The following is a 25179-nucleotide window of genomic DNA, read 5'->3' on the forward strand; positions in this document are numbered from 1 at the left end:
GCTGCGAGAAAGGAATGATGGCATTTTGACCTTTGTCACAGACTCTTACGCCATACAGACATCTTTGCCGCAGGCGCTTAGTATCGGGCGACACGTTCAAGGAATCGAAAAATGACAATCGAGTGGGTCTGCAAACATCACAGTGATCTGGGCAAGGAACAGCTGTACGCGCTGTTGAAGCTGCGCTCGGACGTGTTCGTCGTAGAGCAGAAATGCGCTTATCCGGACCTCGACGGTCAGGATCTGGAAGGCGATACCTATCACCTGATGGGTTGGGAAGATGACCAGTTGATGGCCTACCTGCGCCTGCTGGATCCGGAATCCCAGGGTGGCGACGTGGTGATTGGCCGCGTGATTACCGCACCGCAAGGTCGTGGCAAAGGGCTGGGGCACGAAATGATGGAACAGGCGCTGAAGCAGGCCGAGAAGCATTGGCCGCAAGTGCCGATCTATCTGTCGGCGCAGGCGCACTTGCAGGGGTATTACGGCAAGTACGGGTTTGTCGTGGCGGGTGAGGAATATCTGGAGGATGATATTCCGCACATTGGGATGCGTCGCCCCTGAACAGCCCTCACCCTAGCCCTCTCCCAGGGGGAGAGGGGACTGACCGAGTTGTCTGACGCTATCCACCGACCTGAAAAACCGCGTCGATTATGGATTCACAGCAATTCGCTCACGTCGGCGTATCTCTCCAATATCCCCCAATCAGCCCCCTCTCCCTCCGGGAGAGGGCTAGGGTGAGGGGCTCTTTTCAGGGATACTCAAGCACTGCCCTGATCTGCCGCAAATTGCGCTCGATCCACCCGCGATCAATCGCCCCCCACTCACGAATCCGATAGCGCCCGGCGTGATTACGCGCGCCCTCTTCCTGCTCGAATTCACAGACGATATCCAGATCCGCCAACGCGGCAATCGTATCCTGCGCCGTGCGCCGGGGCATGCCGGTCACTTCGGTCAGCGTCGGCACACTCGGCGCCAGACCGCTGTCGATCAGGTACGCCACATACAAGCGGCGGTAGAAACTGCTTTTGGTCTTGCTGACGTCCATCCCCACCTTCCTGATTGCGTACTGTTAAGCCTGCATATCCCGCCACGTCAGGTACACCCGCAGATCAAACTCGACCTGGTGATACCCCGGCAGCATGTGCTCACACAATTTATAGAACGCCTTGTTGTGATCAGATTCCTTGAAGTGCGCCAGTTCATGCACGACGATCATTTTCAGAAAATCCGGCGCGGCGTCCTTGAACAACGAGGCGATACGAATCTCTTTCTTGGCCTTGAGCTTGCCGCCCTGCACCCGCGACACCGTGGTGTGCAGACCCAGTGCGCGGTGGGTCAGATCGAGGCGGTTGTCGAACAGTACCTTGTCGATGGCCGGGGCGTTGCGCAGGTATTCCTGTTTCAGGTCCAGCGCGTAGCTGTACAAGGCCTTGTCGCTCTGCACGTCGTGTCGCCCTGAATAGCGTTGATTCAGGTATTCACCCAGACGCCCTTCAGCGATCAGTTGGCGCACCTGATCCTGCAATTGCGCGGGATAGGCCTGGAGGTACTTCAACACAGTCATGGACAAGCGACACGGTTCGAAAAGGTGCGCCAGTGTAGCGAATTCAACCGGGCAGCGCGCTCCAGTCAAACGGTTCGGCGAAGCTGGCCGCATCCTCGGCGACCAATGGCCGCGCCACGAGGAAGCCTTGCACGTACTCGCAGCCGTGAGCTTGCAGCCACTGGTACTGCTCGATCGTTTCCACCCCTTCGGCGATCACCAGCAAACCGTATTGCTTGCATAGACTGATGACCGTGCTGACCAGTGAGGCGTCGCGCTTGGAGTCCGGCAATCGTGCTATGAGATGGCGGTCAATCTTCAGCGTATCCAATTCCAGATCGCGTAGATGCGCAAGCGAGCAGGGCCCGGAGCCAAAGTCATCCAGCGCAACACGCACGCCAAGATTGCGCAGTGAGCGCAGCTGTTTGCGGGTCTCTTCGGGGTTTTGCATCAACGCTTCTTCAGTGACCTCGACCTCCAGTTGCCGAGGCTGCAAGGCGTGCCGCTCCATGACCTGGCGCAACTCGGTGACCAGATTCGGCAGGCTGAACTGGGTGTTGCTCAAACTCACGCCAAGCACCAGATCTTCAGCAAACAGGGTTTCCCAGGCTTTGCGCTGGCCGGCGCCGCGATGATAGATCCAGCTGCCGAGGCGACTGATCAGCCGCGCCTCCTCCAGCAATGGCAAAAACAATCCCGGCGGCACATCACCGACGCTCGGGTGCTGCCAGCGCAACAATGCTTCAAAGCCGCGGATCTGACCCGTGTCGATGGCCACTTGCGGTTGATAGACCAGATTGAAATCGCGGTTCTCGATGGCCGCGCGCACGCTCTCCTCAAGCATCAGCCGCGAACGCGCCCGACCGTTCATTTCATGATCATAGAAACGATATTGCTGACGCCCGGCGCGCTTGGCTTCGTACATGGCGATGTCGGATGCACGCAGCAATCCGTCGAGGTTCGAGCCGCAGTCAGGATAAGTGGCAATGCCGATGCTGGCGCCGAGGGCAATGTCCAACCCTTCGATCTGCTGACAGATCGACACCCGTTCGATGAGTTTCTCGGCAATCTTCGCCGCTTGCTCGGGAAATTCCAGATCCAGCAGCGCAGTAAATTCGTCGCCGCCCATGCGCGCCAGAATGTCGAAGGGTCGCAGGCACGCCTTCAATTGCTCGGAGACCCAGCGCAGTACGCGATCGCCGGCATCGTGACCGAGCGAATCGTTGACCCGTTTGAAGCCGTCGAGGTCCAGATACAGCAAAACCCAACTGCTGTCGCTGCGCTCACCGCGTAGCAACAGGTTTTCAACGGTCTGGTAAAAGCCGCGACGGTTGAGCAAACCGGTCAGCGGATCGGTCACTGCTTGAAATTCGAGCTGCTGGTGCAAGTGCCGCACCACCGACATGTCCAGCACCGTCACCACCATCGCATGTTGTTCGGTGGGCAACGCCGCGCAGGACAGCGCCACCGGTACCTGCTGGCCGGGCACGGTGCGCAGCAAGGCGTCGTGCAGTCTCAGGGTTTCGCCACGTTTATAGCTGGCATAAAACTCGGAATCGGCCCACAGCGGAATGTGCGGTTTCTGTAGAAAATCGAGAAATTCCTGACCTTCCAAGTCCTTCACCGGCGCATTCAGCAAGCGCGAAATCGCCGGATTGGCAAAGCGGATCAAACCGTCCTCGCCCACCACCAATATCCCCTCGGCAGCGTTATCCAGCACCGAGGCATTGAAGGCGCGCGCCACTTCCAGGTCATGACTCAAACGCTGCAACGCGCGGCGATTGCGCTGGTGTTCCAGCAACGCCTGCACCTTGGGCTTGAGAATCTGCGGGTCGAACGGCTTGAACAGGTAATCCACCGCGCCACTGGCATAGCCCTTGATCACGGCGTCCTGGGATTGTTCATTGGCGGTCAGAAAGATGATCGGCGTCAGGCGCGTGCGCTGGCTACCCCGCATCAGCCGCGCCACTTCAAAGCCGTCCATGCCCGGCATCTGCACATCCAGCAGCACCAGATCGACATCGTGCGAGAGCAGAATATTGAGCGCTTCGAAACCGGAGGCTGCGGTGAGGACGTGCCAATCCTGGCGCTGCAGCAACGCGCGCATGCTGATCAGATTTTCAGGGTAATCATCAACGATCAAAAGGACAGAGCTGCCTTCACCTGGCGGGGGTTGCGCGCATTCCATGCTGCTTCTCTTGTCGGGACTTTTGGTCGGTTTCCGGTAAAAACCGCACACATACTGAGCCTTCACTCTAGTACTGGATCCAGGAAAGCAGAAGCTGTCATCAGGCCATCATTTAACCAAAGCGTGAATTTGCCGACTAACGGTCACCGCTGAAGCCCCCGGAAACCGGCAGAGATGGCATTTCGACAGGATGTTGACGTCAATCATCTGCCAAACGGGCGTTAACAAATTTTCCCTCTACGCTTATAAAGGCCGCCCCCAAACGTGCGGGCTAGAGCTTCTGGCACGTACGTGCAGTGTAACTTGAGTGGAAGAACCGACATGATCGATCTCGCAACCTGGAACCTCAGCGTTCCCGTTGGCAGCCCGCCATACACCGTCGAAACCTCCAAACTGGTGAACGGCTTCAAAGATCAATACTTCCATTCCGACACCGGCACCTTGTTCTTCTGGTCACCGGTTACCGGGTCAAAAACCGAAAACGCCATTTATCCTCGCACCGAATTGCGGGAGACCTACAGCAACGGCACCCTGCGCAACTGGTATTACCCGGATGCCGACAACCTGCTGCGCGCGACACTCACGGTTAACAAAGTGCCGAGTTCCGGCAAGATCGTCATCGGCCAGATTCATGCTTATGAAAGCCAGAAGCCGATGGTCAAACTCGAATACCAGTACAAAACCAAAACCGAGACCGGCAACCTGGTGATCAAGGTGCGCATGCACCCAGACGAGGATGAAAGCCGGGTTATCACCCTGGCGACCGGAATCAAACTGGATCGCGAATTCAATTACCTCATCCATCTCAGCCCCGGCGGCGCACTGGGTGTGAGTGCGGCGGGTTATCAGTGGGATTCACAGATCAGTGCGACGTGGCGGGACAAGCCGTTGTACTTCAAGGCTGGGGTTTATGTGCAGGACAACACCGGGTATACGAGTGAGGGCGGGCAAGTAACATTCAGCAAGCTGGATATTGATCATGACAAATAACAGGGCACTTACCTGAGCATCAGTTATCGATGAGATGGAATAAAAACAGGCAGACTTTTTAAAGTCTGCCGTATGTTACTGATACCGCGGTAAAGACCAAGATTAACTACTTTTGAAATCAAACATCGCAATCAAATTAAATGCTTTTTCTTCAGTACAAAAGATCACACCCTTCGGATAATCTCCGCCTCGCTCCAAACAAACAAAGCCCTGGGCATTCCTTGAGTTATCAATGCCGTCCAACTCCAGATGCACGTGGGCAGCTGTGCCGATTTCGCCTAGTTTGTACACCACGTTAAGTGGAAGTTTTTTGTCGATTGTGGAACCAATATAGAACTCATTCCTGCCTAAATCCTGAAGAAACTTAAAGCTAAAAGATTCTCCACTGTGTTCCAAAAACTCTCTTCCACGAATCGAGACGGTAAAGCTTTCCCCACCGGGAATCGTCAGAAACATGTGAACGTCGCCAACACCAACACTGGTAGCTCTTTTGTCCTTTTGCATTTTTTCCATCCTGAAAGATAAATGAGCCCTTACAATAAATGGCTAAAAAATTTTCCACACCTGTAAGATCTGACAGGTTGTTATACTTAAAAAGCATAGCCAGAGACTTCTTAACAACTCAATGAACGAATCTGGATAAGAACAATTGGCTGGATGAAAACCCTGGTTTCAAAGGACGTGGCTTGGACCATCCAGCCCGCCTTGCCCGTTACACAGAGTTCATGAATCAAGCCATACCACGTTCCGAATTGCAGTTGATAAGAGGCGCGCTTCAATGCGGGCAATTGACGCCCGGTCCACGTTTCACCGACCTAATTTAAAACATCAACAGAATTCGGATTTCAAAACGATCTAGAGGACCTGCGAAGTAGTGCGAATGCTAATAAAAATACCGAGGGGAGGGATAAATTCAATAAATCTGTCCCCTTTTCAGGCACAGCACCCATCTCCGCTGCATTCAACACGGACTTAAAAAAACGTTGGGAAATCCAAAAAAGATATAAAAACCTGTCAGACCTGACAGTTGGCTCTGTTAACCAACCCCGATAACGTTGGTTGACACATCAATCCGCCAAGAAGCCGCCCATGCCAGGTCCACTCGGAAACTTCTGCAACGACGACAACAGCTTTTGCATAGACATTACCCATGCAAACGCAAACAACGGTCAGTTGTGGGGCACGCTTAAAGATAACGCTCAGAGCTACCCGATTGCCGGGTCTTATTACCACCGAGACGGTACCTCCACCGACGTTTGGTTCATGACCGACATCGCCGATGCAAAAGACAGCTGGCAAGGAGAAATGACTGTTTGAGAGGTTACCCGACACTCAGCGCCATCCGCGCTCATGCGGGAGGCGGGCGCCATGCGCTGACCGGTTATCATTTGAAAGAAAGCCTCTTCCCCAGTCAACTCACTGCGCTCATTCAAGTGCAGAGACGCCGCTTTACGGTGGATTATTCGTTCAGTTGAAGCGCTGGATGCTCGGTTGACCTGTTTTAAATCCAGCCTTTAAACAGCGATGTTTAGATCTGTCAGCAGTTACGTCCGGATGCCTACAACAGCTTGCGCCGTTGCCTACCACTACGCCAGAATCCGCCGGCTTGTGCGCCTGGCGGGCCATCGGTAACTTGATTCGCGTCACTGATTTCCAGTGATCGGGTTTAGTAGCCCGTGGTGTTTTTCAGTTATGTGCAAAGCGCATCCGTCGGTGATTGCTGTCCGACTTGATGGTGGCTGTGTGCAGGGCGCTTCGGCGCGCCGGTTAATGCTGAATACTCCCCGGTCTACTAACCTGCGCACAGCTGCCACCCTTCTTTTAGTAGAGAAGACGAAGCGGCTCCATCAGGAGTTTTTCAGCTAATGATCAAATCAACGCCCCACCCGCCGATCATCGACCCGGCCTCCCCGTACGAATCCCTCGACTCGAAAAAACTCAACGACGCCGCCGAACGCGCCCTCGACCATTACCTGAAACCGTCCGCCTTCATCATGGCCAGCACGCACAAACCCGAGCCCATGTACCTCGCCAACCCGAAGTACAACACCGAATCGCTACTGGCCAACGCCAGCGAGACCCTGGGTTCAGCCAGCGAAATGCTCAACAACTTCGCCGCCATGCTCGATACCTCACACCGCAAGACTGCGCTAGGCATCGCGCAGGTGGTCATGCTTGGAGAACTGGCGGTGAATCAGGCACTGGATCATGTCGAACTAAAGGAATAACCGCCCGTAACTGACATGCCCATTTAAGAGTTTGATTAATTTCTGCTACAGGTGACATTCTTGACTCTTGTACGATAAAAACAGTCCTTCACAAGAAACCCTCCTCACGGCGGGTTTCTTCATATACAAATTAATTTATGTCTAGCTATTGCCAGAACAGTTTATCCAAGACAAAAACCCTATTACAACTACAACATCACCCACCCCGCAAACGGAGAACAAGATGAAGTTTTGAATCTTTAACAATATTGTAATCTGATAATGTCCTCCCATCCTCGAGTTGCTTTCCAGCAAAAATCAGCCGTTGTTGATCAGGCGGAATACCTTCCTTATCCTGTATTTTCGCCTTGGCATTTTCGATGCTATCGCTTGGTTCGACCTCTAAAGTGATAACTTTATTATCAGCAATTTTTGTTATAAAAGTCTGCATATCCATCTCCGCTGAATCACTAGCCATTAAATGGAGAGCTAATCTCCCACTCCCATTTTCCTGACATTCAGGATTTGCACACCTGTTAGAACTAACAGGTACTTATGATAAATATGACTAGCCACACGTGAAAAATTGAAAATTTTGCATAACGAAGCTCTCACTAAAGCAAAAAATGAGAAAGCGACAAAGGGTTTATTTATTTTAGAAACAAAGGGTAGAAACAAAGAGAACAGACTTATTTACCCCAGTAAAAAACCCGCCTCACGGCGGGTTTCTTTTAAAGCAGTTCAACGCCCAGGCTTAGTTAACCTTAGCGTTCAACTCACCCTTCAGATAACGCTGATACATCGCTTCCAGCGAGATCGGCTTGATCTTCGAAGCATTACCGGCAGTACCGAACGCTTCATAACGAGCGATACACACATCACGCATCGCGGTTACGGTGGCGCCGAAGAATTTACGTGGGTCGAATTCGCTCGGGTTGGTGGCCATCAGGCGACGCATTGCGCCGGTGGACGCCAGACGCAGGTCAGTGTCGATGTTGACCTTGCGCACGCCGTGCTTGATGCCTTCGACGATTTCTTCAACCGGTACGCCGTAGGTTTCTTTGATGTCGCCACCGTACTGGTTGATGATCGCCAGCCACTCTTGTGGCACCGAGGACGAACCGTGCATCACCAGGTGGGTGTTAGGGATGCGCTTGTGGATTTCCTTGATTCGGTCGATCGCCAGCACGTCGCCGGTCGGTGGCTTGGTGAACTTGTAGGCGCCGTGGCTGGTGCCAATGGCGATGGCCAAGGCATCGACCTGAGTGCGTTTGACGAAGTCAGCGGCTTCTTCCGGGTCGGTCAGCATTTGGCTGTGATCCAGAACGCCTTCGGCGCCGATGCCGTCTTCTTCACCGGCCATGCCGGTTTCCAGCGAACCCAGGCAGCCCAGCTCGCCTTCTACCGATACGCCGCAGGCGTGAGCCATGGCCACGGTTTGTTGGGTGACGCGGACGTTGTAGTCGTAGTCGGTCGGGGTCTTGCCGTCTTCGCCCAGCGAGCCGTCCATCATTACCGAGCTGAAGCCCAGTTGAATCGAGCGCTGGCAGACGTCAGGGCTGGTGCCGTGGTCCTGGTGCATGCACACCGGGATGTGCGGGAACTCTTCGATCGCGGCGAGGATCAGGTGACGCAGGAAAGGCGCGCCGGCGTATTTGCGAGCGCCGGCCGAAGCCTGGACGATCACCGGGGAGTCAGTCTTGTCAGCGGCTTCCATGATGGCGCGCATCTGCTCAAGGTTGTTGACGTTGAAAGCTGGAACGCCGTAGCCGAATTCGGCTGCGTGGTCCAACATCTGGCGCATGCTGATAAGTGCCATTGTGTGTGTCTCTCCCGGTTGAGGGTCGTTAATCGTGCCAGCCTGCCGGAGCGGCGGCGGCTATTCAAGTGATTGCAGATCGGGGGTTGAGGCCCGGTCTGGTGATTCGATAAAGCAAATTCTTCGGAACTGAGCAGAACCCTGTGGGAGCGAGCTTGCTCGCGAATGCATTTCAACAGTCAACATTGATGCAAGCTGATCCGCCGCTTTCGCGAGCAAGCTCGCTCCCACAGTTGGATCTGTTTCCACATTGGGCCTGCGGTGTTGCAATTATTCAGCCTTGCAGCCGCGGCCGATCAGGTCATTGGTGGCGACCCAGTACACCAGGCCTTCGTCACCCTTGACGTGAAACGCCAGCATGCCGTCGCTGTACAGCGTGCCCGAGGCGCCCGGCTCTTCTTTCAGGCGATAGACCTGATCACCGCCACCCAGTCGAACGTCGACTTCCTTCTGGCTGGCATCGGCGTAACGCCACAGCACTTTGGCCTGGCTGTCGCAGGTCCAGGTGGTCCAGTTGTCCGCCGGGGCAGACGACTGAAACAGGTTCAACTGCGCGCAACCGCCCAACAATGCCAACGCCGCAATGGCGATCAAGCCTTTCATCCGTGTTCCTCGACTGACGGCGCACGCCGCCAGCCCTGAGTTAAAGAGTCAGACCCGTCAAGGACAACCATGTTCCTTGGCCGGGGTTTGCGTCTCGTATTTGTCCAGACCGTCCGGCCCCGAACGCTTGTTCAGCACCGGGTTGGTTTCGGCCTGCCAGTCGGCCTGATAGCAGCCCTTCTGCGACTCGCTCGGCGCCGGCGTGGCTTCGGCCTTCGGGTTACTCCCGCAGGCCGCCAGCGTACCGGTCAGCAACAACAGCGCTAACGACTTGACCATGTAAACACTCCTTTGCCTGGCCAAACGGGCGGCCTCAGGCCTTGGCCCGGCTTTCCAGGACTTCAACGGCTGGCAGCGCTTTGCCCTCGACGAATTCAAGGAACGCGCCACCACCGGTGGAAATGTAGGAGATTTGCTCAGCCACGCCATATTTATCGATCGCGGCCAAGGTGTCGCCACCGCCAGCGATGGAGAACGCCGAGCTTTCCGCGATGGCCTGAGCCAGCACTTTGGTGCCGTTGCCGAACTGGTCGAATTCGAACACGCCGACCGGACCGTTCCAAAGAATGGTTTTCGACGATTTCAGCAGTTCAGCGAAGTTGGCTGCAGTTTGCGGACCGATGTCCAGAATCATGTCGTCAGCCGCGACGTCAGCGATCAGCTTGACGGTGGCTTCTGCGGTCTCGGCGAATTCCTTGGCAACCACCACGTCAACCGGCAGCGGCACGCTGACTTTGGCGGCGATAGCGCGGGCGGTGTCGAGCAGATCCGGTTCGTACAGCGACTTGCCAACCGGGTGACCGGCCGCCGCGAGGAAGGTGTTGGCGATGCCGCCGCCGACGATCAGTTGATTGCAGATCTGGCTCAGGCTGTTCAGCACGTCGAGTTTGGTCGAGACCTTGGAGCCAGCAACAATGGCAGCCATTGGCTGAGCCGGTGCGCCAAGGGCTTTGCCCAATGCATCCAGTTCAGCGGCCAACAGCGGACCTGCAGCAGCGACTTTGGCGAACTTGGCCACGCCGTGGGTCGAACCCTCGGCACGGTGAGCGGTGCCGAAAGCGTCCATCACGAACACGTCGCACAGCGCCGCGTATTGCTGGGCCAGTTCGTCAGCGTTCTTTTTCTCGCCTTTGTTGAAGCGCACGTTTTCGAACAGCACGATGTCGCCGGCCTTGACGTCAACGCCGCCCAGGTAATCAGCCACCAGCGGCACTTCACGACCCAGCGCCTTGCTCAGGTAGTCAGCGACTGGCTTGAGGCTGTTCTCGGCGGAGAACTCGCCTTCGGTCGGACGGCCAAGGTGCGAGCAGACCATCACGGCCGCGCCTTTTTCCAGGGCCAGCTTGATGGTCGGCAGCGAAGCCAGGATACGCGCATCGCTGGTGACAACACCGTCCTTGACTGGGACGTTGAGGTCTTCGCGGATCAATACGCGCTTACCTTGCAGATCGAGGTCGGACATCTTCAACACGGTCATGGGTCGCACTTCCTACGGTTTTTTTGAAGTTGCTGTTTGCAGATAGTGTTCTGCAACGTCCAGCATTCGGTTGGCAAAACCCCACTCGTTGTCGAACCAGGCCAGGATGTTCACCAGTTTGGGGCCGGAAACACGGGTCTGACTGGCATCGACGATGGCCGAATGTGGGTCATGGTTGAAATCACAGCTGGCGTGCGGCAACTCGGTATAGGCCAACAGGCCTTTGAGCGGGCCACTGGAGGCGGCCTCGCGCAGGATCCGGTTGACCTCATTGGCGTCAGTCGCGGTGGCGGTCTGCATCGTGATGTCGAGGCAGGACACGTTGACCGTCGGCACGCGTACGGCTTTGGCCTGAATTCGCCCGGCAAGTTCCGGCAGCAGGCGCTCGATACCGCGCGCCAGACCAGTGGACACCGGAATCACCGACTGGAACGCCGAACGGGTGCGCCGCAAGTCTTCGTGGTGATAGGCGTCAATCACCGGCTGATCGTTCATCGCCGAGTGAATGGTGGTGATCGACACGTAATCGAGGCCGATCGCCTTGTCGAGCAGACGCAACAACGGCACACCGCAATTGGTCGTGCAGGAGGCGTTGGACACCAGCAGTTCGTCGCCGGTCAGGCAATCCTGATTGACGCCGTAAACGATGGTGGCGTCGACATCCGCCTCGCTGGCCATCGGCTGCGAGAACAACACCCGTGGCGCGCCGGCGTCGAGAAAGCGCTGGCCGTCTTCGCGGGTGTTGTAGGCACCGGAGCATTCCAGCACCAGATCGACGCCCAGCGACGCCCAATCGATGCCTTCGGGGGTGGCACTGCGCAGGACCTTCACGCAGTTGCCATTAATATGCAGACAATCGCCGTCTACTCGCACTTCGCCCGGAAAACGGCCGTGGGTGGAGTCGAAGCGTGTCAGGTATTCGATGCTGGCCATGTCCGCCAGATCGTTGATCGCGACAATTTCAAACCCGGCTTTTTCGCCTCGCTCAAACAACGCACGCAAGACGCAACGACCAATCCGGCCGTAGCCGTTGAGTGCAACTTTGTAGGGACGCGGTTGAGGCATGGGGTTCTCGATAGTACGCAGGCAGACGCAATGTTTGTTGCAACACAACCCTTGTGGGAGCTGGCTTGCCAGCGATAGCGTCCGTTCAGACAACTTTTATGTTGAAGCTGATGACCCTATCGCTGGCAAGCCAGCTCCCACAGGGATTGCGGTGACCCTGAGGCCACCGCGCTGTGCCTTAGTCTTCCAGCAGTTCTTCAGCCTGACCCAGGATGTTTTCCAGGGTGAAGCCGAACTCTTCGAACAGTGCCGAAGCCGGAGCCGATTCGCCGTAAGTGGTCATGCCGATTACGCGACCTTCCAGACCCACGTACTTGAACCAGAAGTCGGCGTGCGCCGCTTCGATCGCGATACGCGCGCTGACCTGCAACGGCAGCACGGCTTGCTTGTAGCCAGCGTCCTGAGCGTCGAACACGCTGGTGCACGGCATGGAAACCACGCGAACCTTGCGGCCCTGCTCGGTCAGTTTGTCGTACGCCTGAACCGCCAGACCCACTTCCGAACCGGTCGAAATCAGGATCAGCTCAGGCTCGCCTGCGCAGTCCTTCAGCACGTAACCGCCACGGCTGATGTCGGCAATCTGGCCGGCATCGCGTTCCTGGTGTTGCAGGTTCTGACGCGAGAAGATCAGCGCCGATGGGCCGTCCTTGCGCTCCAGCGCGTTTTTCCAGGCCACGGCCGATTCAACGGCATCGGCTGGACGCCAGGTGTCGAGGTTCGGTGTGGTACGCAGGCTGGTCAGTTGTTCGATCGGCTGGTGCGTCGGGCCGTCTTCGCCCAGACCGATGGAGTCGTGGGTGTAGACGTGGATCACTTGCTTCTTCATCAGCGCCGACATGCGCACGGCGTTGCGGGCGTACTCCATGAACATCAGGAAGGTCGCGCCGTAAGGCACCAGGCCGCCGTGCAGGGTCACGCCGTTCATGATTGCGGTCATGCCGAATTCACGCACGCCGTAGTACATGTAGTTGCCGCTGGCGTCTTCAGCGCTGACGCCCTTGCAACCTTTCCACAGGGTCAGGTTGGAACCGGCCAGGTCAGCGGAGCCGCCAAGCAGTTCCGGCAGCAGCGGGCCGAACGCGTTCAGGGTGTTCTGGCTGGCTTTACGGCTGGCGATGGTTTCGCCTTTGGCCGCGACTTCGGCGATATAAGCCGAGGCTTTTTCCGAGAAGTCAGCTGGCAGCTCACCGCTCAAACGACGAACGAGTTCGTTGGCTTCGGTCGGGAACGCAGCGGAGTAGGCAGCGAAACGCTGATCCCACTCGGCTTCGGCCGCGCGACCTTTTTCCTTGGCATCCCACTCGGCATAGATGTCGGCCGGGATTTCGAACGGGCCGTGGTTCCAGTTCAGCGCCTGACGGGTCAGCGCGATTTCCGCCTCACCCAATGGGGCACCGTGGCAGTCTTCTTTGCCCTGCTTGTTTGGCGAGCCGAAACCGATGGTGGTCTTGCAGCAGATCAGGGTCGGCAGCGGGCTCTTGCGAGCGGTCTCAATGGCAGTCTTGATCTCTTCCGGATCATGACCGTCAACGTTGCGGATCACTTGCCAGTTGTAGGCTTCGAAACGCTTCGGGGTGTCATCGGTGAACCAGCCTTCGACTTCGCCGTCGATGGAGATGCCGTTGTCATCGTAGAAAGCAATCAGCTTGCCCAGACCCAGCGTACCGGCCAGGGACGCGACTTCGTGGGAAATGCCTTCCATCATGCAGCCATCACCCAGGAATACGTAGGTGTGGTGGTCGACGATGTTGTGGTTCGGGCGGTTGAACTGCGCTGCCAGAACTTTTTCTGCCAGAGCGAAACCGACGGCGTTAGCCAGACCCTGACCCAGCGGGCCGGTGGTGGTTTCAACGCCCGGGGTGTAACCGAATTCCGGGTGGCCAGGGGTGCGGCTGTGCAGTTGACGGAACTGCTTGAGGTCGTCGATCGACAGGTCGTAACCGGTCAGGTGCAGCAGCGAGTAGATCAACATCGAGCCGTGGCCGTTGGACAGCACGAAGCGGTCACGGTCAGCGAACGATGGATTGCTCGGGTTGTGCTTGAGGTAGTCGCGCCAAAGCACTTCGGCGATATCTGCCATACCCATAGGGGCACCGGGATGGCCGCTGTTGGCTTTTTGCACGGCATCCATGCTGAGGGCACGAATGGCGTTGGCACGCTCACGACGGCTAGGCATCGCTGATCTCCTGGGTTCTGGTAAGTCGAAACGGAAAAAAGGAGGGCATTTTCCCTCACCGGGGCGCCTCGGGGCAATGACAGATAGTCATCGGGGGGCGTTTTTCCAATGGATAGCGGCGCTTTCTGTTGGTGAAACCTTTCCGCTACTCGTTTGTAGAGTTAACCGTCTCGTGAGAAGTGCCATTTATCGAGCAATATCAAAACATTTTGATATTGACCTTGCGATGAATTGCCCCCCTCTCTAGACTGCCAGCCCTATGAACTTACGCGTGCCTTCCATTCGCCATGACGATTGCGACGAGCTGGCGGCCCTGTGCAAGGCCGGCGGTGATCCGTTGCGGCTGAATGTCTTGCGCGCGCTGGCCAACGATTCGTTTGGTGTATTGGAGCTGGCGCAAATTTTTGGCATGGGCCAGTCCGGCATGAGTCATCACCTCAAGGTACTGGCACAAGCCGACCTGGTGGCGACACGCCGCGAAGGCAACGCGATTTTCTATCGCCGCGCCCTGCCCCACACCGAACTGCTCGGCGGCAAGCTGCACGCGGCGTTGTTAGAAGAAGTCGACAACCTGGCACTGCCTGGCGACGTGCAAGCGCGCATCGAGCAGGTTCACGGCCAACGTGCCGCCGCCAGCCAGGACTTTTTCGCCCGGGTGGCAGAGAAATTCCGTGCCCAGCAAGACTTGATCGCAGGCCTGCCGCAGTACCGTGACAGCGTGCTGGCCCTGCTCGACAAACTGAACTTCAATGGTGCAGCCACGGCCATTGAAGTCGGCCCCGGCGATGGTGCTTTTCTGCCGGAACTGGCGCGGCGCTTCGGCACCGTAACCGCGCTGGACAACAGCCCGGCGATGCTCGAACTGGCGCGTCAGGTATGTGAACGTGAACAGCTGGCTAACGTCAGCCTGCAATTGGCCGATGCATTGAATGGCACAAGCCTCAAGGCCGATTGCGTGGTACTGAACATGGTGTTGCACCATTTCGCCGCGCCGGCCGATGCGCTCAAGCACATGGCCGACCTGCTGCAACCGGGCGGTAGCCTGCTCGTGACAGAGTTATGTAGCCACAACCAGAGTTGGGCCAGGGAGGCCTGCGGTGATCTCTGGTTGGGGTTTGAACAGGACGATTTGGCCCGTTGGGCCACCGCTGCGGGACTCGTTCCCGGGGAAAGCCTCTATGTAGGCTTACGTAATGGTTTCCAGATCCAGGTCCGCCATTTTCAGCGACCGGCTGGCGACACTCACCATCGGTAAATTCAGGAAAACATCGAGATGAGCGAATACTCCCTCTTCACCTCCGAGTCCGTGTCCGAAGGGCATCCGGACAAAATCGCCGACCAGATTTCCGATGCGGTGCTGGACGCCATCATTACCCAGGACAAACACGCACGCGTTGCCGTGGAAACTCTGGTCAAGACTGGCGTGGCCATCGTTGCCGGTGAAGTCACCACCAGCGCTTGGGTCGATCTGGAAGAGATCGTGCGTAACGTGATTCTCGACATCGGCTACAACAGCTCCGACGTCGGCTTCGACGGCGCGACCTGCGGCGTGATGAACATCATCGGCAAGCAATCCCCGGACATCAACCAGGGTGTTGACCGTGCCAAGCCTGAAGATCAGGGCGCCGGCGACCAAGGCCTGATGTTCGGCTACGCCAGCAACGAAACCGACGTTTTGATGCCAGCACCGATCACCTTCTCGCACCAACTGGTGCAGCGCCAGGCCGAAGCCCGTAAATCGGGTCTGCTGCCTTGGCTGCGTCCGGACGCCAAGTCGCAAGTGACTTGCCGCTACGAAGGCGGCAAGGTTGTCGGTATCGACGCCGTTGTTCTGTCGACCCAGCACAACCCTGAAGTGTCGTACAAAGACCTGCGCGAAGGCGTGATGGAGCTGATCGTCAAGCACGTGCTGCCTGCCGAACTGCTGAGCAAAGACACCCAGTTCCACATCAACCCGACCGGCCAGTTCATCATTGGCGGCCCGGTAGGTGACTGCGGTCTGACCGGTCGCAAGATCATCGTCGACAGCTACGGCGGCATGGCCCGTCACGGCGGCGGCGCGTTCTCCGGCAAGGATCCATCGAAGGTTGACCGTTCGGCTGCCTACGCTGGCCGTTACGTTGCCAAGAACATCGTCGCGGCCGGCCTGGCCGAGCGTTGCGAGATTCAGGTTTCCTACGCGATCGGTGTGGCTCAGCCTACGTCGATCTCGCTGAACACCTTCGGCACCGGCAAGATCAGCGATGACAAGATCGTCAAACTGGTGCGTGAAGTGTTCGACCTGCGTCCATACGCAATCACCACCATGCTCGACTTGCTGCACCCGATGTACCAGGAAACTGCAGCGTACGGCCACTTCGGTCGCACGCCAGAGACCAAGACCGTTGGCGAAGACACCTTCACCACGTTCACCTGGGAAAAAACCGACCGCGCCGACGCTCTGCGTTCCGCTGCTGGCCTGTAAGACTTCCCCGCGGTACAAAAAAGCCCCGCACGGTTCGCGCCGTGCGGGGCTTTTTCATGCCGGCATCAAAGAGTTCAACTCAGAACGTTCAGGTCGATGCACATTCAACAAACCACTCGGTCAGTCCCCTCTCCCTCAGGGAGAGGTTTAGGGTGAGGGGCTTCTTTACTGCACAGAAACAAGCCGCAAAACACCCATCCGACAGTATAAATATCTTCGCCTAACCTTCTATCATTCCCCCTGAGCAAGGACGCTCACGATGCTTGCCACGCTGCGCCTGCTGTCTGTTTTTCTCCTGGCCTGTACGACCCTCAACGCCCACGCCGATTGCCCGAAATGGCCGGCCACTCAAGCAAAAAGCGAAATCGCCGCCCTGCAAAAACAGATCGACCAATGGGACGACGCCTATCACCGCGAAGGTCGTTCACTGATTGCCGATGAGCTCTACGATCAATCGCGCACACGCCTGAACGAATGGCGAGAGTGTTTCAAATTGCCCTCGCCAGCCGATCCCTTGCGCACAGCCTCGGGCTCGATCGCCCACCCCATCGCCCATACCGGCCTGGATAAACTGCATAAGGCCGAGGCGGTGGAAACGTGGCTGCGCGATCGCAAGGATGTCTGGGTACAGCCCAAAGTCGACGGCGTCGCGGTGACGCTGATTTATCGCGCAGGCGTTCTGCATCAGGCCATCAGTCGTGGTAACGGCGTTCGTGGCCAAGACTGGACGGCATCGTCACAGAAGATTGGCGCGATCCCTAAACGCCTTTCACAACCAGTGGATCTGCTGGTGCAAGGTGAACTCTACTGGCGCTTGAACGAACACGTGCAAGCTCGAACCGGCAGCGTCAACGCCCGCGCGACCGTGGCAGGTGTGATGGGAAGAAAATCCTTGGAGGCCGAACGCGCCGCCGGCATCGGACTGTTCGTCTGGGACTGGCCGCAAGAATCCTTGGACTTGCCCGAGCGTATCGCCAGATTGGCAGCACTGGGTTTCGCCACAATCGAGCCGTTCAGCCATCCCGTCAGCGACTTCGCCGAGGCGCAGAAATGGCGCGAGCACTGGTATCGCTCACCCCTGCCGTTTGCCACGGACGGCGTGGTTTTGCGCCAGAACCAGCGTCCACCTGCCGAACGCTGGCAGGCGCGCGCGCCGTACTGGGCGGTCGCCTGGAAATACCCGTTTGCGCAAGCGTTAGCGCAAGTGCGCAAGGTCAACTTCAAGATCGGTCGCACCGGGCGCATCACCCCGGTGATCGAGCTTGTCCCGGTCATGCTCGACGACCGGGAGATCAAACGGGTCAGCGCCAGTTCGTTGAAGCACTGGCGGGCGCTGGATATTCGTCCCGGTGATCAGATCGCAATCAGCCTGGCCGGCCTGACCATTCCGCGGCTCGACAATGTTGTACTGCGCACCGTCGAACGGGCAGACATCAAGATCCCCAACGCTGATGACTTCCACAACTTGAGCTGCTGGCAACCCACGCCAGGTTGCGAAAGCCAGTTTCTCGCGCGCTTGACCTGGCTCAGTGGCAAACGGGGACTGGCGATGCAACATGTCGGTCGCGGCACCTGGGAGAAACTTTTCGAAACAGGCCGCCTGAACAACCTGCTGGATTGGTTGACCCTCGACGCGCCAGAGCTTGCTAACATTGCCGGCTTCGGCGAGCGCAGCAGCGAACGCCTGATGCACAGTTTTCACAGCGCCCGCCAACGGCCCTTCGCTCTGTGGCTGAAAGCCCTGGGCTTACCGCCAACCGGTGAGGCACGACTCCCCGATTCATGGCAGGCGCTGGCACAACGTGACACCGAACAATGGCAGGCAGAACCCGGTATCGGCCCCGGTCGAGCAGCGCAATTGAGCGCATTCTTCCGCGATCCGCAGGTGCTAGCCTTGAGCGATACTCTGCGTAACGCCGGTATCGACGGTTTCTGAGCACGCAATCCCGTTACCCCGGGAACCCAACCACCACCGAGGCGCTCCAACAGCGCAGTGCCGCCCCGACCCGATTGCCTTTGCACATGGAGCTTTTATGAAATTTCTCGCACCGCTCGCCATGCTGACCCTTTGCGGCGTAATGGCCACCCCCGTCATGGCCGATGAAGACGCCCCGGGCCTGACCGGTTGTGCCGCCAAGAAGCAGGGCATCATGAACCAGATCGAACAGGCCAAGACGCGCGGCAATACCGATCAGCAGGCAGGCCTGGAAACGGCTCTGAATGAAGTAACGAAAAACTGCACCGACGCAGGCCTGAAGAAAGAGCGCGAAAACAAGGTGCTCGAAGCCAAGCACGAAGTCAGTCAGCGTCAGGCTGATCTCGATAAAGCCATGAAGAAAGGCGACCCGGAAAAGATCAACAAGCGCAAAGACAAACTCGCCGAGTCGCGCAAAGAACTGCAGGATGCGCTGGACGAAATCGATAAGTAAAAATCAAAAGATCGCAGCCTGCGGCAGCTCCTACCCTGATCAATGTAGGAGCTGCCGCAAGCTGCGATCTTTTAGGTATCAATGATCGCGAAACTGTTTATGGCAAGCGCTGCAGGCATCTTCAACTTTCTGCACCGCAGGCCCGAGGTTGCTGGCCTTGTACGGCTGAACCTGACTGGCGATCACCAATTCACCGGTGGCCGCTTCAAGGGTGCGGGCCATTTCCTGAAAACGCGCCTGCTGCTTCCAGACATCGTCCTTGGCGCTGGTGTGATCTTCTTCGCGAACCTGCGGGAAATGCTTCCACGGCTCATGGGACAACGCATCGAGTTTGACCGCGCCTTCGGCGAACTTCGGCCCGTCGAACGGAATCCGTCCACGCAACATACCGCCGAGGTCTTCACCGGTCTTGAGCATCTGCTTGAAGATCGCCTTGCGTTGGCCCAGCGGGGAATTCGGGTCGACTCCGCCACAGGCAGCAAGGGTCAGACAGGCCAGCAATACAACAGAAATTCTTTTAAGAGTCATGGTGGCTTCAGGTCACGGAATTCGGCGGCCAGTATCCTCGCGTCACCGTCAAACACCAATAGCCCTATTAAAAATACGGGTTGTCCGAGCGCATGGAGCACGCGGGCAACCGGCACAGGAATCACTCCATGAACAGCCGTTTCAAGGCCTGGCGTCACCCGTTGATCGCAACCCTGCCACTGCTGGCAATTCTCGCTGGCTGCACTGGCGGTGACAGCGCCAAGCCGAAAACCCACGCACTGGCCACCTATTCCAGCGCCACTTGGGAAGCATTGCCGGCAGTGTCCGATAGCGATCTGATCGCCGGCTTCGGTTCGTGGCGCAGCGCCTGCACCCGGCTCAAGGCTGACGCCGTCTGGGGCAGCACCTGCGCCGCCGCGGCCAACGTCCCGCAAAGTGCTGGCGAGATTCGCGCCTTCCTCAAACAAAACCTCGACGTCTACGGCCTGCGCGCTGAGAACGACAACCCCAACGGCTTGATCACCGGTTACTACGAACCGGTCTACCCCGGCAGTTTGACGCCTACCGACACGGCCAATGTGCCTGTGTACGGTGTGCCGGAAGACATGATCATCGTCTCGCTGGACAGCATTTACCCGGAACTGAAAGGCAAGCGTCTGCGCGGTCGCCTCGAAGGCCGAGTGCTCAAGCCTTACGACGACGCAGCCACCATCGAATCCAAAGGCGTCAAAGCCCCCGTGGTTGCCTACCTGACCGATCCGATGAACCTGCAATTTCTACAGATCCAGGGTTCCGGGCGCATTCAGACCCAGGACGGCAAACAACTGCGCATTGCCTACGCCGATCAGAACGGCCATCCGTATCGCCCGATTGGTCGCTGGCTGGTGGAGCAAGGCGAGCTGAAGAAAGAAGACGTGACCATGAACGCGATCAGCAATTGGGCCAAGGCCAATCCGTCGCGCATCCCCGAACTGTTGGGCAGCAACCCGAGTTATGTGTTCTTCACCCGCAATCCGGACAGTAACGAAGGCCCGCGAGGTTCACTGAACGTGCCGCTGACGGCTGGTTACAGCGCAGCGGTGGATCGCAAGGTGATTCCGTTGGGCAGTCTGTTGTGGCTATCAACCACAAAACCGGATGGCACGGCACTGGTGCGTCCAGTGGCGGCGCAGGATACCGGCGGCGCGATTGCCGGTGAGGTCCGTGCAGATCTGTTCTGGGGCACCGGTGATGCGGCCGGGCAATTGGCCGGAGACATGAAACAGCAAGGGCAGATCTGGATGCTCTGGCCAAAAGGCGCGGCGTTGCCGCAAGTGCCGCAGGTGGCTGATACAGAGAAGAAGTAACCCTTGGGATCCTTGTCGTCTGAACAATGGCTTTCGCGAGCAGGCTCGCTCCCACAGTTGGAATGCATATCCATGTGGGAGCGAGCCTGCTCGCGAAGAGGCCATCAGCAACACCCGAGCATCAGACCGACACGAAGAAGAACGAAGCGATCAATCCCATCCCCACAAACCACACCAGCGAACGCAGGATCGCCCAGTCGGCCAGATAGCAAATGATGTACAGCAGGCGACTGGTAATAAACATCACCGCCAGCACATTGACCGTCACCAACTGCGCGGTTCCCACCAGATGCGCAATGATCACCGCCGCTGCAAACGCCGGCATCACTTCAAAGCTGTTCAGTTGCGCCGCGTGCGCCCGACGGGCCACACCGTTGAGACTTTCGAGAAAGTCGCGCGGATCGTGGTTGTCACTCAACCGGTAGCCACCCACTGCTTTCGCCACGCCAGTGCAGATGTACGGTAGAAAAATCGCAATCAACACACACCACAGAGCCACCGTCATAACGCCGTCCTTTTTTCGAGTTATAGAATTCGCGAGCGGTCAGAACTTCATCACCAGCATTCCGATCAGCACCAGCCCACAGGCTAAGAGCCGTGGACGGCCGAAAGGTTCTTTCAAGTAGCGCATGCCGAACAGCACCACCAGAATCACGCTGATTTCGCGCAATGCCGCGGCCTCCGCAATCGAGCCCAATTGCATCGCCCACAGCACCAGAGCGTAGCTGGCCAATACGCAGAAGCCCACCGCCAACCCTAACTTCCATTGCTCACGCCAGAACAACATGAACGCCGGACGCTTGGCGACCCACGCCAACAGCGGAAACGGCCAGGCGCTGAGCAGCGTGACCCAGACCAGGTAATCGAGTGGATGCGACCAGCGCCGCAGCGCCTGGCCATCGATGTAGGTGTAGCAACCGATGCATAGGCCGATCAGCGCCACCACCGGCAGCATCGACCACGGCAAGTGCTTGCCACCGCCGCCCTGCCGAAGCAGGCAGGCCATGCCGAACGGAATCAGCATGATGCCGAAAATTTGCTGCGTGGTGAGCACTTCACCCGCGAAGATGAGAGTCAACGCGAGCACCACCAAAGGCGATAATCCACGCATCAGTGGATAGACCAGCCCGAGATCGCCGACCCGGTAGGCTTGAATCAGCAGATAGCGATAAAGCAGTTCAAAAGCTGCCGAAGCAAGAATCCATGGCCAGATTTCCACGGGCGGCAAGCTCACGAATGGAAACGCGATTGCAACGACCAGCAGCGCCACGGTGTCCATGCACGCCACCACCAGCAACCGCTCGGCGCTGAACTTGATTAATGTATTCCACGTCGCATGCAACAGCGCCGCCATCAATACCAAAGCTGTCGCCAGCACGTCTTACCCCTTGTTTTTATGAGTCCCCGTGTAGGAGCTGCCGCAGGCTGCTCCTACAGTGAATCGTCGAATAGTCAGATTATTGATTCGCGATGTGTCAGCAGCTGTTTATACTGCAAGCGACCACGCCGCACTCAGTTGCGCACAGAAAAATACCAATAATTCCTGCCTGCACTGGCCTCTATCGAGATCGGTCGTCGGCCTGCGTATGCCTGATCAAAGCGTCAAGACTACCGACAGAGACCTTGCGCATGCCACTCGCCTTGCTTGCCCTCGCTGTTGCCGCGTTCGGCATCGGCACCACCGAATTCGTTATCATGGGCTTGTTGCCCGATGTTGCCCGCGACCTTGCCGTGAGCATTCCCCACGCGGGCCTGCTGATCACCGGTTACGCCTTAGGCGTGGTGTTCGGCGCGCCGATCCTGGCGATCGGCACCGCGAACATGCCGCGCAAAGCGACGTTGCTGGGCATGACGCTGATGTTCATCCTCGGCAACGTGCTCTGCGCACTGGCGCCGAACTACGCCACGCTGATGGCCGCTCGTGTGGTCACGGCGCTGTGTCACGGCGCGTTCTTCGGGATTGGCTCGGTGGTCGCCGCCGGACTGGTCGCACCGAACAAGCGCGCGCAGGCGATTGCGATGATGTTCACCGGCCTGACCTTGGCCAACGTTCTCGGCGTGCCGCTGGGAACAGCGTTGGGTCAGTACGCCGGTTGGCGCTCGACCTTCTGGGCGGTCTCGGTGATTGGTGTGATCGCCGCTCTGGCACAGTGGTTGTGGCTGCCGAAACACATCCCGATGGACAAGGCCAACCTCGCCAGCGAGTTCAAAGTGCTGGGTAAGGTCAACGTGCTGCTGGCACTGGGCATGAGCGTGCTGGCATCGACCAGCCTGTTCAGCGTGTTCACCTACATCGCGCCGATCCTGCAAGACATCACCGGCGTCAGCCCACACGGTGTGACGGTGATGCTGTTGTTATTCGGTGTAGGCCTGACCGGCGGCAGCATGCTCGGCGGGCGTCTGGCTGATAGCCGTTTGCTGCCGTCGCTGGTCGGTGTGGCCCTGGCGGTGGTGGTGATTCTGGCGGCGTTCAGTCAGACCAGTCGCTCGGTGGTACCAGCGGCAATCACGCTGGTGCTGTGGGGGATTTTCGCTTTTGCGCTGTGCCCGATTCTGCAATTGCTGATCATCGATCAGGCCCATGAAGCGCCGAACCTCGGCTCAACGTTGAACCAGAGCGCTTTCAATCTCGGCAACGCGGCGGGGGCGTGGATTGGCGGGCTGGTGGTGGCCAGTGGCGCGGATCTGGCGGACTTGCCGTGGACGGGTGCGCTGGTCGGTGTATTGACGGTGCTGACGGCGCTGTTTTTCATCTATCTGCAACGTCGTGAGGCGGCTACGGTCAATGTGTCCGGCTGATCGGGTTTAGCCTGCAAAAGCCCTCACCCTAGCCCTCTCCCAGAGGGAGAGGGGACTGACCGTGTTGAATGTTCGAGTTACATCGACCTGAAATTTCGAGCCGAACTCAGGCCCTGAAAGACTCGAAGATCTGCTCCCTTTCCCCTCTCCCTAAGGGAGAGGGCTGGGGTGAGGGGGCTCTTGATCTCATCACACCATCAACTGTGTCCCGATCCTGACTCAGCCCATCCAATCCCTGCACCAAAGATTCGGTGCGCTATCTTTCACCCCCCATCCAAAGGACCCCGGATGCTTGAACTTGTCGCCGCTTTCATCTGCCTCACCACCCTCCTGACCTTCGTCAACTTCCGCTTCATCGGCCTCCCGCCGACCATTGGCGTGATGGTTACCGCGCTGCTGTTCTCGCTGATCCTGCAAGGCCTGAGCGTGCTCGGCTACCCTGGTCTCGAAGAACGCGTGCAGCAACTGATCGGTCAGATCGACTTCGGCGATCTGCTGATGAACTGGATGCTCTCATTCCTGCTGTTCGCCGGCGCCCTGCACGTCAACCTGAATGACCTGCGCAGCTACCGCTGGCCCATCGGCCTGTTGGCGACCTTCGGCGTGTTGATTGCCACTGCGGTGATCGGCAGCCTCGCCTATTACATTTTTGCCCTGTTCGGCTGGCACGTGAGTTTCCTCTACTGCCTGTTGTTCGGCGCATTGATTTCGCCGACCGACCCGATTGCCGTGCTCGGTGTGCTGCGTACCGCCAACGCCTCGAAGCCGCTGAAGACCACCATTGTCGGTGAGTCGCTGTTCAACGACGGCACAGCTGTTGTGGTGTTCACCGTATTGCTGGGCATCGCCCAACTTGGCGAAACCCCGACCGTCAGCGCCACCGCGATGCTGTTCGTTCACGAAGCGATTGGCGGCGTGCTGTTCGGCGGGCTGATCGGGTATCTGGTCTATCGGATGATCAAGAGCATTGAGCAGCATCAGATCACCGTGATGCTGACTTTGGCGCTGGTCATCGGCGGTTCGGCGATGGCGACCGAGATTCACGTTTCAGCGCCGATTGCGATGGTCGTCGCCGGTCTGATCATCGGCAACGTCGGGCGTAATCTGGCGATGAACGACATGACCCGCCGCTACCTCGACGGTTTCTGGGAATTGCTCGATGACATGCTCAACGCGCTGCTGTTCGCGTTGATCGGCATGGAGCTGTTGCTGCTGCCATTCAACTGGCTGCACATGGCCGCGGCAGGTTTGCTGGCGGTGGCGATTCTGCTCTCGCGCCTGCTCACCGTGGCCCCGGCGATTGTCCTGCTGCGCCGCTGGCGCACGGTGCCCGCCGGCACGATTCGCATCCTGACCTGGGGCGGTTTGCGCGGTGGCGTCTCGGTGGCACTGGCGCTGGCCTTGCCGCTGGGCCCGGAGCGCGATCTGCTGCTGAGCATCACGTACATTGTGGTGCTGTCGTCGATCCTGTTGCAGGGGCTGACTATTGGCAAACTGGTCAAGCACGCCACCCGCGACGAGCCGAATGCTGCGTCTGAAACCACACATTGACGCAGCACTGCGGCGCCGTCGAGGCATACC

25 protein-coding genes are annotated in these 25179 nt (G+C 58.0%); 11 read left to right on the top strand and 14 right to left on the bottom strand.

The genetic code is table 11. The features are described from left to right. The first annotated feature begins 111 nt into the window (after nt 1-111). Entirely contained in the window at nt 112-564 is a 453-nt protein-coding gene (locus ACZ0A4_RS21870) for a GNAT family N-acetyltransferase (RefSeq protein WP_127930071.1), read from the top strand. Between the two features lie 187 nt (nt 565-751). On the opposite strand, the gene ACZ0A4_RS21875 is transcribed toward ACZ0A4_RS21870, so the two are convergent. Genes ACZ0A4_RS21875 through ACZ0A4_RS21885 form a run of 3 tightly spaced genes read right to left on the bottom strand, consistent with a single transcriptional unit; the run spans nt 752 to nt 3734 of the window. Beyond that, nucleotides 752-1048, bottom strand: coding sequence for a winged helix-turn-helix domain-containing protein (locus ACZ0A4_RS21875; RefSeq protein ID WP_016987242.1), 297 nt, complete (start codon nt 1046-1048; stop codon nt 752-754). Between the two features lie 24 nt (nt 1049-1072). Continuing rightward, nucleotides 1073-1567: a M48 metallopeptidase family protein gene (locus ACZ0A4_RS21880; protein ID WP_034153713.1), complete on the bottom strand. Its 495-nt coding sequence runs from the start codon at nt 1565-1567 to the stop codon at nt 1073-1075. Nucleotides 1568-1610: 43 nt separating this feature from the next. Then, entirely contained in the window at nt 1611-3734 is a 2124-nt protein-coding gene (locus tag ACZ0A4_RS21885; RefSeq protein ID WP_463576345.1) for a putative bifunctional diguanylate cyclase/phosphodiesterase, read from the bottom strand. A 321-nt stretch (nt 3735-4055) separates the two neighbouring features. Between ACZ0A4_RS21885 and ACZ0A4_RS21890 the strand changes: the two genes are divergently transcribed. Further along, a complete protein-coding gene (locus ACZ0A4_RS21890; RefSeq protein WP_463576346.1) occupies nt 4056-4724 on the top strand; it encodes a polysaccharide lyase family 7 protein in 669 nt (222 codons plus the stop codon). 102 nt (nt 4725-4826) lie between these two features. Here the strand turns inward: ACZ0A4_RS21890 and ACZ0A4_RS21895 are convergent, their stop codons facing one another. Next, on the bottom strand, nt 4827-5228 hold the full coding sequence (locus ACZ0A4_RS21895; protein ID WP_463576347.1) for a hypothetical protein: 402 nt from the start codon (nt 5226-5228) through the stop codon (nt 4827-4829). A gap of 585 nt (nt 5229-5813) precedes the next feature. Between ACZ0A4_RS21895 and ACZ0A4_RS21900 the strand changes: the two genes are divergently transcribed. Then, nucleotides 5814-6041: a hypothetical protein gene (locus tag ACZ0A4_RS21900; RefSeq protein WP_463576348.1), complete on the top strand. Its 228-nt coding sequence runs from the start codon at nt 5814-5816 to the stop codon at nt 6039-6041. A gap of 548 nt (nt 6042-6589) precedes the next feature. Further along, nucleotides 6590-6952 carry a DUF6124 family protein gene (locus tag ACZ0A4_RS21905; RefSeq protein WP_463576349.1) on the top strand — a complete coding sequence of 121 codons (363 nt, stop codon included), beginning with the start codon at nt 6590-6592 and terminating at the stop codon, nt 6950-6952. A gap of 196 nt (nt 6953-7148) precedes the next feature. On the opposite strand, the gene ACZ0A4_RS21910 is transcribed toward ACZ0A4_RS21905, so the two are convergent. From ACZ0A4_RS21910 to tkt, 7 genes are all read right to left on the bottom strand, one after another. Beyond that, entirely contained in the window at nt 7149-7382 is a 234-nt protein-coding gene (locus tag ACZ0A4_RS21910) for a ubiquitin-like protein (protein ID WP_463576350.1), read from the bottom strand. A gap of 303 nt (nt 7383-7685) precedes the next feature. After that, complete coding sequence (gene fba, locus ACZ0A4_RS21915) at nt 7686-8750, bottom strand: class II fructose-bisphosphate aldolase (protein ID WP_008081027.1); 1065 nt, start codon at nt 8748-8750, stop codon at nt 7686-7688. A 270-nt stretch (nt 8751-9020) separates the two neighbouring features. Continuing rightward, a complete protein-coding gene (locus ACZ0A4_RS21920) occupies nt 9021-9353 on the bottom strand; it encodes an MliC family protein (RefSeq protein ID WP_463576351.1) in 333 nt (110 codons plus the stop codon). Between the two features lie 57 nt (nt 9354-9410). Then, nucleotides 9411-9632, bottom strand: coding sequence for a hypothetical protein (locus tag ACZ0A4_RS21925; protein ID WP_007913756.1), 222 nt, complete (start codon nt 9630-9632; stop codon nt 9411-9413). A gap of 34 nt (nt 9633-9666) precedes the next feature. Next, nucleotides 9667-10830, bottom strand: a complete 1164-nt coding sequence (locus ACZ0A4_RS21930) for a phosphoglycerate kinase (RefSeq protein WP_463576352.1) — start codon at nt 10828-10830, stop codon at nt 9667-9669. A gap of 12 nt (nt 10831-10842) precedes the next feature. Next, a complete protein-coding gene (epd, locus tag ACZ0A4_RS21935) occupies nt 10843-11895 on the bottom strand; it encodes an erythrose-4-phosphate dehydrogenase (RefSeq protein WP_463576353.1) in 1053 nt (350 codons plus the stop codon). Between the two features lie 178 nt (nt 11896-12073). Further along, on the bottom strand, nt 12074-14071 hold the full coding sequence (tkt, locus tag ACZ0A4_RS21940; RefSeq protein ID WP_463576354.1) for a transketolase: 1998 nt from the start codon (nt 14069-14071) through the stop codon (nt 12074-12076). A 259-nt stretch (nt 14072-14330) separates the two neighbouring features. Between tkt and ACZ0A4_RS21945 the strand changes: the two genes are divergently transcribed. From ACZ0A4_RS21945 to ACZ0A4_RS21960, 4 genes are all read left to right on the top strand, one after another. Further along, the gene (locus tag ACZ0A4_RS21945) at nt 14331-15326 is read left to right on the top strand and encodes an ArsR/SmtB family transcription factor (protein ID WP_463576355.1); all 996 of its coding nucleotides are present in this window, start codon (nt 14331-14333) and stop codon (nt 15324-15326) included. A gap of 18 nt (nt 15327-15344) precedes the next feature. Further along, the gene (gene metK / locus ACZ0A4_RS21950; protein WP_016987231.1) at nt 15345-16535 is read left to right on the top strand and encodes a methionine adenosyltransferase; all 1191 of its coding nucleotides are present in this window, start codon (nt 15345-15347) and stop codon (nt 16533-16535) included. Nucleotides 16536-16794: 259 nt separating this feature from the next. After that, complete coding sequence (ligB, locus tag ACZ0A4_RS21955) at nt 16795-18471, top strand: NAD-dependent DNA ligase LigB (RefSeq protein ID WP_463576356.1); 1677 nt, start codon at nt 16795-16797, stop codon at nt 18469-18471. A gap of 97 nt (nt 18472-18568) precedes the next feature. Then, nucleotides 18569-18964: a DUF1090 domain-containing protein gene (locus tag ACZ0A4_RS21960; protein ID WP_397483951.1), complete on the top strand. Its 396-nt coding sequence runs from the start codon at nt 18569-18571 to the stop codon at nt 18962-18964. A gap of 78 nt (nt 18965-19042) precedes the next feature. Here ACZ0A4_RS21960 and ACZ0A4_RS21965 read toward each other — a convergent pair whose 3' ends face one another. Beyond that, nucleotides 19043-19492, bottom strand: coding sequence for a c-type cytochrome (locus tag ACZ0A4_RS21965; protein ID WP_463576357.1), 450 nt, complete (start codon nt 19490-19492; stop codon nt 19043-19045). 128 nt (nt 19493-19620) lie between these two features. On the opposite strand from ACZ0A4_RS21965, the gene mltA reads away from it, so the two are divergent. Continuing rightward, on the top strand, nt 19621-20799 hold the full coding sequence (gene mltA / locus ACZ0A4_RS21970) for a murein transglycosylase A (protein WP_463576358.1): 1179 nt from the start codon (nt 19621-19623) through the stop codon (nt 20797-20799). 121 nt (nt 20800-20920) lie between these two features. Here mltA and ACZ0A4_RS21975 read toward each other — a convergent pair whose 3' ends face one another. Both ACZ0A4_RS21975 and ACZ0A4_RS21980 read right to left on the bottom strand, forming a co-directional pair. Next, a complete protein-coding gene (locus tag ACZ0A4_RS21975) occupies nt 20921-21304 on the bottom strand; it encodes an MAPEG family protein (protein ID WP_141126215.1) in 384 nt (127 codons plus the stop codon). A gap of 39 nt (nt 21305-21343) precedes the next feature. Further along, the gene (locus ACZ0A4_RS21980) at nt 21344-22177 is read right to left on the bottom strand and encodes an EamA family transporter (RefSeq protein ID WP_463576359.1); all 834 of its coding nucleotides are present in this window, start codon (nt 22175-22177) and stop codon (nt 21344-21346) included. A 251-nt stretch (nt 22178-22428) separates the two neighbouring features. On the opposite strand from ACZ0A4_RS21980, the gene ACZ0A4_RS21985 reads away from it, so the two are divergent. Beyond that, nucleotides 22429-23598 (top strand): MFS transporter, encoded by a 1170-nt coding sequence (locus tag ACZ0A4_RS21985; protein ID WP_463576360.1) that lies wholly within the window; start codon nt 22429-22431, stop codon nt 23596-23598. Nucleotides 23599-23886: 288 nt separating this feature from the next. Continuing rightward, nucleotides 23887-25149, top strand: a complete 1263-nt coding sequence (locus ACZ0A4_RS21990; RefSeq protein WP_463576361.1) for a cation:proton antiporter — start codon at nt 23887-23889, stop codon at nt 25147-25149. The last annotated feature ends 30 nt before the right edge of the window (nt 25150-25179 follow it).

It is taken from the genome of Pseudomonas sp. AC172, assembly GCF_979258595.1.

Coding starts and splice junctions, on each gene's coding strand:
- ACZ0A4_RS21870 (WP_127930071.1), top strand. CDS start 112: ATGACAATCGAGTGGGTCTGCAAACATCACAGTGATCTGGGCAAGGAA.
- ACZ0A4_RS21875 (WP_016987242.1), bottom strand. CDS start 1,048: ATGGACGTCAGCAAGACCAAAAGCAGTTTCTACCGCCGCTTGTATGTG.
- ACZ0A4_RS21880 (WP_034153713.1), bottom strand. CDS start 1,567: ATGACTGTGTTGAAGTACCTCCAGGCCTATCCCGCGCAATTGCAGGAT.
- ACZ0A4_RS21885 (WP_463576345.1), bottom strand. CDS start 3,734: ATGGAATGCGCGCAACCCCCGCCAGGTGAAGGCAGCTCTGTCCTTTTG.
- ACZ0A4_RS21890 (WP_463576346.1), top strand. CDS start 4,056: ATGATCGATCTCGCAACCTGGAACCTCAGCGTTCCCGTTGGCAGCCCG.
- ACZ0A4_RS21895 (WP_463576347.1), bottom strand. CDS start 5,228: ATGCAAAAGGACAAAAGAGCTACCAGTGTTGGTGTTGGCGACGTTCAC.
- ACZ0A4_RS21900 (WP_463576348.1), top strand. CDS start 5,814: ATGCCAGGTCCACTCGGAAACTTCTGCAACGACGACAACAGCTTTTGC.
- ACZ0A4_RS21905 (WP_463576349.1), top strand. CDS start 6,590: ATGATCAAATCAACGCCCCACCCGCCGATCATCGACCCGGCCTCCCCG.
- ACZ0A4_RS21910 (WP_463576350.1), bottom strand. CDS start 7,382: ATGCAGACTTTTATAACAAAAATTGCTGATAATAAAGTTATCACTTTA.
- fba (WP_008081027.1), bottom strand. CDS start 8,750: ATGGCACTTATCAGCATGCGCCAGATGTTGGACCACGCAGCCGAATTC.
- ACZ0A4_RS21920 (WP_463576351.1), bottom strand. CDS start 9,353: ATGAAAGGCTTGATCGCCATTGCGGCGTTGGCATTGTTGGGCGGTTGC.
- ACZ0A4_RS21925 (WP_007913756.1), bottom strand. CDS start 9,632: ATGGTCAAGTCGTTAGCGCTGTTGTTGCTGACCGGTACGCTGGCGGCC.
- ACZ0A4_RS21930 (WP_463576352.1), bottom strand. CDS start 10,830: ATGACCGTGTTGAAGATGTCCGACCTCGATCTGCAAGGTAAGCGCGTA.
- epd (WP_463576353.1), bottom strand. CDS start 11,895: ATGCCTCAACCGCGTCCCTACAAAGTTGCACTCAACGGCTACGGCCGG.
- tkt (WP_463576354.1), bottom strand. CDS start 14,071: ATGCCTAGCCGTCGTGAGCGTGCCAACGCCATTCGTGCCCTCAGCATG.
- ACZ0A4_RS21945 (WP_463576355.1), top strand. CDS start 14,331: ATGAACTTACGCGTGCCTTCCATTCGCCATGACGATTGCGACGAGCTG.
- metK (WP_016987231.1), top strand. CDS start 15,345: ATGAGCGAATACTCCCTCTTCACCTCCGAGTCCGTGTCCGAAGGGCAT.
- ligB (WP_463576356.1), top strand. CDS start 16,795: ATGCTTGCCACGCTGCGCCTGCTGTCTGTTTTTCTCCTGGCCTGTACG.
- ACZ0A4_RS21960 (WP_397483951.1), top strand. CDS start 18,569: ATGAAATTTCTCGCACCGCTCGCCATGCTGACCCTTTGCGGCGTAATG.
- ACZ0A4_RS21965 (WP_463576357.1), bottom strand. CDS start 19,492: ATGACTCTTAAAAGAATTTCTGTTGTATTGCTGGCCTGTCTGACCCTT.
- mltA (WP_463576358.1), top strand. CDS start 19,621: ATGAACAGCCGTTTCAAGGCCTGGCGTCACCCGTTGATCGCAACCCTG.
- ACZ0A4_RS21975 (WP_141126215.1), bottom strand. CDS start 21,304: ATGACGGTGGCTCTGTGGTGTGTGTTGATTGCGATTTTTCTACCGTAC.
- ACZ0A4_RS21985 (WP_463576360.1), top strand. CDS start 22,429: ATGCCACTCGCCTTGCTTGCCCTCGCTGTTGCCGCGTTCGGCATCGGC.
- ACZ0A4_RS21990 (WP_463576361.1), top strand. CDS start 23,887: ATGCTTGAACTTGTCGCCGCTTTCATCTGCCTCACCACCCTCCTGACC.